The 7,482-nt window shown below is 75.2% G+C and carries 7 protein-coding genes; 4 read left to right on the top strand and 3 right to left on the bottom strand.

Annotation, left to right across the window (positions count from 1 at the left end; genetic code table 11):
• Positions 1 to 48: 48 nt before the first annotated feature.
• The gene (gene guaA, locus ACWENR_RS11445; protein ID WP_452276909.1) at positions 49 to 1,605 is read left to right on the top strand and encodes a glutamine-hydrolyzing GMP synthase; all 1,557 of its coding nucleotides are present in this window, start codon (positions 49 to 51) and stop codon (positions 1,603 to 1,605) included.
• A gap of 10 nt (positions 1,606 to 1,615) precedes the next feature.
• Here the strand turns inward: guaA and ACWENR_RS11450 are convergent, their stop codons facing one another.
• Complete coding sequence (locus tag ACWENR_RS11450; RefSeq protein ID WP_452276910.1) at positions 1,616 to 1,933, bottom strand: PspC domain-containing protein; 318 nt, start codon at positions 1,931 to 1,933, stop codon at positions 1,616 to 1,618.
• Positions 1,934 to 2,077: 144 nt separating this feature from the next.
• Between ACWENR_RS11450 and ACWENR_RS11455 the strand changes: the two genes are divergently transcribed.
• From ACWENR_RS11455 to ACWENR_RS11465, 3 genes are all read left to right on the top strand, one after another.
• Positions 2,078 to 3,025 carry an NUDIX domain-containing protein gene (locus tag ACWENR_RS11455; protein ID WP_452276911.1) on the top strand — a complete coding sequence of 316 codons (948 nt, stop codon included), beginning with the start codon at positions 2,078 to 2,080 and terminating at the stop codon, positions 3,023 to 3,025.
• Positions 3,026 to 3,130: 105 nt separating this feature from the next.
• Positions 3,131 to 4,045, top strand: a complete 915-nt coding sequence (locus tag ACWENR_RS11460) for an NUDIX hydrolase (protein WP_452276912.1) — start codon at positions 3,131 to 3,133, stop codon at positions 4,043 to 4,045.
• Positions 4,046 to 4,558: 513 nt separating this feature from the next.
• Complete coding sequence (locus ACWENR_RS11465) at positions 4,559 to 5,476, top strand: CDP-alcohol phosphatidyltransferase family protein (protein WP_452276916.1); 918 nt, start codon at positions 4,559 to 4,561, stop codon at positions 5,474 to 5,476.
• 54 nt (positions 5,477 to 5,530) lie between these two features.
• Here the strand turns inward: ACWENR_RS11465 and ACWENR_RS11470 are convergent, their stop codons facing one another.
• Both ACWENR_RS11470 and ACWENR_RS11475 read right to left on the bottom strand, forming a co-directional pair.
• On the bottom strand, positions 5,531 to 6,784 hold the full coding sequence (locus ACWENR_RS11470) for a phosphatidylserine decarboxylase (protein ID WP_452276913.1): 1,254 nt from the start codon (positions 6,782 to 6,784) through the stop codon (positions 5,531 to 5,533).
• 163 nt (positions 6,785 to 6,947) lie between these two features.
• A partial coding sequence (locus tag ACWENR_RS11475) for a hypothetical protein (RefSeq protein ID WP_452276914.1) occupies positions 6,948 to 7,482 on the bottom strand: 535 nt, incomplete at its 5' end.

Raw genomic sequence — 7,482 nt, forward strand, 5'->3', positions numbered from 1 at the left:
GGCGGGGCGTGGGGGGAGCGGGGGTGACGGTCGGTAGGCTTTCTGCACATGAGCACGCCTCGCCCCGTCCTCGTGGTGGACTTCGGAGCCCAGTACGCCCAGCTCATCGCGCGCCGGGTGCGCGAGGCCAACGTCTACTCGGAGATCGTGCCGCACTCGATGCCGGTCGCCGAGATGCTGGCAAAGGACCCGGCCGCCATCATCCTCTCCGGCGGTCCGTCCAGCGTCTACGCGCCGGACGCCCCGCAGATCGACGCCGGCATGTTCGACTCGGGGGTGCCGGTCTTCGGCATCTGCTACGGCTTCCAGGCGATGGCCCAGGCGCTCGGCGGCACGGTGGCGCGCACCGGCAACCGCGAGTACGGCGGCACCCCGCTGCGCCCCCGCCTGCTCGAACCCGGCGTGCTGCTCCGCGACCTGCCGGCCGACCTGCCGGTGTGGATGAGCCACGGCGACTGCGTGACCGAGGCCCCGGCGGGCTTTACGGTCACCGCCGAGTCGGCGGGCGCGCCGGTCGCCGCGTTCGAGGACCTGACCGGCCGGCGGGCCGGCGTGCAGTTCCACCCGGAGGTCGGGCACACCGCGCACGGCCAGGAGATGCTGCGCCGCTTCCTCTACGACATCGCGGGCATCGAGCCGACCTGGACGCCCGAGAACATCATCGACGAGCAGGTCGCCCGGATCCGCGAGCAGGTCGGCGACAAGGAGGTCATCTGCGGCCTGAGCGGCGGGGTCGACTCGGCCGTCGCCGCCGCGCTGGTGCACCGGGCGGTCGGCGACCAGCTCACCTGCGTCTTCGTCGACCACGGCCTGCTGCGGGCCGGCGAGGCCGAGCAGGTGGAGAAGGACTACGTCGCCGCCACCGGCATCAAGCTCAAGGTGGTCGACGCGCAGGAGCGGTTCCTGGGCGCGCTGGCCGGGGTGACCGACCCGGAGCAGAAGCGGAAGATCATCGGCCGTGAGTTCATCCGGGTCTTCGAGGCCGCCGCGCGGGAGATCGCCGCGCACGGCGACGTCGAGTTCCTGGTGCAGGGCACCCTCTACCCGGACGTGGTCGAGTCCGGCGGCGGCACCGGCACCGCCAACATCAAGAGCCACCACAACGTCGGCGGCCTGCCGGAGGACCTGAAGTTCGCCCTGGTCGAGCCGCTGCGCACGCTGTTCAAGGACGAGGTCCGCACGCTCGGCCTCCAGCTCGGCCTGCCCGAGGCGATGGTCTGGCGGCACCCGTTCCCGGGCCCCGGTCTGGCCATCCGGATCATCGGCGCGGTCGACCGGGAGCGCCTCGACCTGCTTCGTCAGGCCGACCTGATCGCCCGGGAGGAGCTCACCGCCGCCGGCCTGGACCGGGGCGTCTGGCAGTTCCCGGTGGTGCTCCTGGCCGACGTGCGCAGCGTCGGGGTCCAGGGCGACGGCCGCAGCTACGGGCACCCCGTGGTGCTGCGGCCGGTCTCCAGCGAGGACGCGATGACCGCCGACTGGTCCCGGCTGCCCTACGAGGTGGTGGCCCGGATCTCCACCCGGATCACCAACGAGGTCGCCGAGGTCAACCGGGTGGTGCTGGACGTGACGAGCAAGCCGCCGGGCACCATCGAGTGGGAGTGACGACCGGCCCTCACGCCGCCGGCGGGTAGGCCGGCGGCGTGGGCTGCGCGACCGTCGGCTGCGTCGCCGTCGGCGGCGCGGCCGGCGCCGGGTGCGGCCAGGCGGGGGCGTCCGCCGGCTCCTCGGGCATCAGGAACCACATGATCGGGTACGCGAGCAGCGCGAGCCCGCCCGTGAGCAGGCCGGTGACCGCGAAGACCACCCGGACGAGCGTGGGGTCGACGGCGAAGTAGCGGCCGAGGCCGCTGGCCACACCGGCGACCATCCGGTCCGTGACGGGGCGGCGGAGTTGCTTGTACGGGGGCTGGGAAGGGGCGGTGGAAGTCATGCCTCCACCATCCGCGCCGGCGGCCCGGCCGGCCTCGGTGACCGCCCGGAGCCTTACCCTGACCTGCCCCTGAGTCGCGATACTTGAGTCAGGAATCTGACTCTTTTCGATGCAGGTAACCCGGGCCGGGGAGAATTTGGCCCCGTGACCACCATGCTGGAGCCGCTCCGCAAAATCGCGGCATACGCAGTTTGTGCTGATTCAGTCGGCCGAGTGTTGCTGGTCCGCGCATCGGAGCGCTCCGGCACCCCCGGCACGTGGTCGCTGCCCGGCGGGGCGGTCGATCACGGTGAGGACCCGCACCACACCGTCGTCCGCGAGACGGCCGCCGAGACCGGCCTCTCCGTGACCGTCGACGGCCTGCACGACGTGCTGGCCGACATGCGGGCGCTGCCGGACCGGGGCATCACCATCCACACCGACCGCCTCGTCTACCACGTCTCCGTCCGGGGCGGGACGCTCACCGACCGCGTCGACCGGCCGACCGACCTGGCCCGCTGGTTCACCCCCGAGGAGGCGCGGGAGCTGCCGCTGCGGTCGTTCACCGCGCGCGCCCTCGGGCTGCCCGCCTCGTCCGCCGACATCGTCCCGGACGAGCCGCCGGAGTTTCCCTCGTTCTACGCCGTCCCCGGCCCCGACGGGCTGCACCGGGCCCAGCGCTTCGCCGCGTACGCGGTGGTGACCGATCCGGCCGGGCGGGTGCTGCTCACCCGGGTCTCCGACGGCTACCCGGGCGCGGGCTGCTGGCACCTCCCGGGCGGCGGCACCGACTACGGCGAGCAGCCGGGGGCGGCCCTGATCCGCGAGCTGGTCGAGGAGACCGGGCAGACCGGCCGCCTCGTCGAGCTGCTCGGCGTGGCCAGCCACCGGGACGCGGCGTCCCTGGGCCCGGAGGGCTACCCGATCGACTGGCACGGCGTCCGCGCCTTCTACCGGGTCGTGGTCGACAAGCCCGCCCCGCCCACCGTCGCCGACGTCGGCGGCTCCACCTGCGAGGCCCGCTGGTTCGGCCGGGACGAGCTGGGCGCTCTCCCCGTCGACCGGCTGACCGAGGTGACGGCGGAGGCCGTCCAGGCCGCCCGCCTGGCGTGACCCACCCCGCGTGATCAGGAAGTTGACCGGCCGGCACGCCGCGCCGGCTGCCGCTAACCTCATGATCGACGTGAGCGGGTCGGCGCGGGCGGGGGAGTGCGGCGGGTGGAGCGACGGCGGCGGGTCGGGGCGTACGGGGTGTGTCGGGGCCCGGGCGGGCGGGTGCTGCTGGCCCGGGGCTCGGCCTCGTGCCCGTACCCGGGGGTCTGGCAGCTGCCCGGCGGCGGGCTGGAGCACGCGGAGGATCCCGCGCACGCCGTGGTCCGCGAGTTCGCCGAGGAGACGGGGCTCGCCATCGAGGTGACCGGCCTGCGGGCCGTGCTCGCCGACGTGACCACGTTCCGCGACGCCGCCGTGGCGGTGCACACCGACCGCGTCGTCTTCGACGTGACGGCGCGCGGCGGCGAACCGCGTCCGGAGCGGTCCGGCGGCACCGACGAGGCGGCCTGGTTCACCCTGGACGAGGCGGCGGCGGTGCCGCTGATGCCGTTCACCGCCGAGCTGCTCGGGGTCCCCGTCGTGCCCCTGCCGGCGGGCCTGCCCCGGTCGCTGCCCCGCGAGCAGGCCGACCCGCCGCACCCCGACCGGCGGCAGCGCTTCGGGGCGTACGGGCTCGTGACCGACCCGGCCGGGCGGGTGCTGCTCGCCATGATCGCCGACGGCTATCCCGGCGCCGGCCGGTGGCACCTGCCCGGCGGGGGCACGGACCACGGCGAACAGCCGGAGGCCGCGCTGCTGCGCGAGCTGGTCGAGGAGTCGGGCCAGCTCGGGCGGGTGGTCGAGCTGGTCGGCGTGGACAACCTGCACAACCCGGCCGCCCGGGGGCCGGAGGGGCGCCCGCTGGACTGGCACGGCATCCGGGTGGTCTACCGGGTGGCGGTCGACGCGCCGACCGAGCCGCGGGTGACCGAGCTGGCCGGGGGCTCCACCGCCCGGGCCGACTGGTTCACCCCGGAGCGCCTCGCCGGCCTCCCGCTCACGGAGATCGCCGCCCTGGCGCTAAACCGCCCGCCCCGCTGACCACCCGCCGCCCCGCTGACCCCGGCCCCATAGCCCCCGACCACGGCGCCCTTGGCCTTTCCCTCCTGCCCCATCCATGAGGGCGGCTCGACAGGGGTTGAGCAGTGGCATCGCCACACGGTCACAGCCGGCCCGTCGCGACGGTCCGTAACCGGACATCGGGGCAGCCGCCACCCGCTCGCCGAGCCGGTGGTGGAAGCGTCCGGTACATTCGATGTGGGGTTGGTGGAGGAAACGGGCGATGGAGCCCGGGATGGGAATAAGCGAGCGGTTCGCGCGGTTTCAGGAGATATGAGTACCGCCGGCAGCTATCGCCAATCCCCACCCCCCTATGCGATGGTGTACTCCGCAAAACGGCTGCCGGGCCAGAAAGGTCCGGCACGAGACAGCCGGACACCCGCCTTCGCGGCGGCCAGCCGATCCGGTGATGGAGGAAACGTGCCGAGAGCCCCATGGCGCCGGCGTCGTACCACTGACAGTCCGCGTCCCGCAGGGCGGCGCTGGGCGGGCCCGCTGCGCCGCAGCAGCACGTTCGCCCGGCAGGTACTGCTGGTCCGGGTGGGTCGCCGCGACGACGACCTGCGCGGTGCCGGCGACCTGTCGCTGCCCGAGCACCGCTACGCCGACCGGCCGCGTCGCCGTTACGGCCCGAGCCGGTTCCAGCGGGCCGAGGTCGAGGCGATCGTCCCGGTCAGCCCCGCCCTCGCGCCCGCGGCCCCCGTCGACGAGCCGGCCATGTCGATCCCGCTGCTCCCCGGTGAGCGGACGCTCGCCCGCCGGATGAAGTTCGCGGTGGTCAACGCGTGCACCCTCAGCAGCCTGATGCTCGGCATGCTGGCGATCTTCCTGGCCATGCGGGGCGAGGTGCGGGTCGCCGCGCTCTGCCTGATCGCCTGCGTCGTCTTCGACGGTCTCGACGGCGCGCTCGCCCGCAGGTTCGGCGTGGCCAGCCCGTTCGGCGCGCAGATGGACTCGCTGGCCGACATGTGCTCGTTCGGCCTGGCCGCACCCGTGGTGGTCTACGCCTCGCTGGCCGGTTCGGTCTCCACCCCGGCGGCGGCGGTGGCGTGCGCCCTCGTCGCGGCCTGCGCGGCCATCCGGCTCGCCCGGTTCAACGTCTCGCCGAAGGACGGCCGGTTCTTCTGCGGCGTGCCCACCACGATGGCCGCCGCCGTCCTGGCCCTGACCGTGGCCATCGGGCTGCCGGTGCCGGGCACGGTCCAGGTCGCCGGCGTGGCGCTGCTCGCCTTCGCCATGGTCTCCAGCTTCCCGTACGCGAAGCTGGCCCGCCTGGTCAAGCTGCCGCCGTGGCTGTGGCTGGCCCCGGTGATCGGCGCGCTGATCGACATCCGGCTCACCTTCGCCCTGATCGTGGTCGGCTACCTGGTCAGCGGCCCGGTGCTCTGGCTCCGCCAGCGCCACACCGCCTGACGCACGTACGCGAAAGGGGCGCCGCGCGATCGCGCGGCGCCCCTTTTCGTGTGCTCAGCGCCAGCGGGCGATGACGGTCGAGCCGCCGACCACCTTGTCGCCGGGCCCGACCAGCGGCTCGGCGGCGTCGGCCGGCAGGTAGACGTCGGTGCGCGAGCCGAACCGGATCAGGCCGAACCGCTCGCCCCGGGCCAGCAGCGCACCGATCGGCGCCCGCTGCACGATCCGCCGGGCGATCAGCCCGGTGCGCTGCGCCACCACCACCGTGCCGTGCGCGGTGTCCAGCACCGTGTACGCGGCCACGTTGTGCTCCGCCGCCGGCTTCATCGCGTTGGCGAAGCCGCCGTCGGCGACGAAGTAGTCGACCACCTTGCCGGCCACCGGGGCGCGGTTGACGTGCACGTCCAGCACCGACAGGAACACGGCGATCCGCAGCCACTCGCCCTCGCCGAAGCGCTCGTCGTGCAGTCGCTGCACCGACAGCACCTGCCCGTCCGCCGCGGCGACCACCGCCGACGGGTCCTCCGGCACATCGCGCTCCGGGTCCCGGAAGAAGGCGGCGACCGGGGCGGCGGCCACGGCGGGAAGCAGCCAGAGCTTCGACTTCGGCCGGGCGAGCCGGGCCAGCGCGGCCAGGCCGAGCGTGATGCCGGCGGCGGCCACCCCGTTGGAGTCGATGTGCATGCCGCGGGTCAGCGGCACGCTCGACGGGCGGTGCGCCGGGGCCAGCCGGGCCGCCGAGGCGGCGTCGGCCGGGGTGAAGCGGAGCCGGTAGACCCGCAGCGGCGGGGTGTTGCGCAGCACCAGGTCGGCGCCGACGCCGTACAGCGCGCCCTGCCGGTCCAGCTCGGCGGCGGCGCCCGCCGTACGCCCCGGCGTGGCGGTCGTCGCCACGCTGAGCACCGCGCCGTCGGCGAGGTACTTCGCCAGGCCCTCGACGGCGCCCCGGGTCTCGTCGGCCGTGCCCGTGAACGGCTCCCCGGCGATCACCACCGCGGCGGGCTCGGCCTCGGCGAGCGTGTCGACCACGCGGACCCGGTCGGCGACCCAGCGGCCCTGGGCGTTGACGTGCTCCCGCAGCGCCCCGGGGCTGGTCGCCCCGGCGGGCACCAGCGTGAGGGTGTCGCCGGGCAGCAGCGCGTCGATCGCCGCGGCCAGGACCGCGGACTGCGGTGCCGCGCCGACCAGCAGGGCGGCCTTCGGGTCGTTCATCCGGGCGAGCTCGGTGACGAGGGTACGGGCGGCTCGCTCGCCGATGCGGACGGGACCGGACCGGCCGGCGGCGCGCACGGCGGGGGACTGCGTCATGTCGGACGGGCTCCTGACGAGGTAGAGACGGGAAGCGCGGCGGGACCGCCACGGCGGCGCGGTCCGGCCGGCGCGGCGGCCGGGTCGGGGCGGGCCGGCCGGCGGAGGCGGGATCTCCACCGGCCAGCATAGGCGGCTGCGGACCCGGGCCGCACCGCTGTGGTCAGCCCTGCGGGCGCTCCCCGCCCGCCGCCGGCCGGGGACGGTCGTCCTCCTCGGCGGGCCGGTCCTCGACCGCCTCGGCGCGGACGTCGGTGACGGCGTCGGTCGGCCGCTCGTCGGCCTCCTCCCCCGCCGAGGAGCCGGCTGTCGCCCCGCCCGGGACCGGCGCGGTATCCGACCCGGGCCGTCCGCCCGACACCGGCGCGGACACGTCCCACTCGGGCCGTCCGCCCGAGACCGGCGCGGACACCTCCCACTCGGACCGCCCGCCCGAGACCGGCGCGGACCCGTCCCACTCGGACCGCCCGCCCCACTCGGCCGGCTGGCCCCAGTCCGGCCGCCGATCCCACTCGGCCGGCCGGCCCGGGTCGGGTCGACCGGCTTCCCACGGTGCCGGATCGTCGACCGGGACCGGACGGTCGAGGTCCCACCGGGTCGGATCCAGCCGGGCGTAGCCGGTCGGCGCGGCCACGTGCGGATCGTTCGGGCTGTGCCAGGAGGACCAGTCGCGCTGCCACTGCTGATGGCGTTCGGTG

The sequence above is a fragment of the Micromonospora sp. NPDC004336 genome (assembly GCF_053602615.1).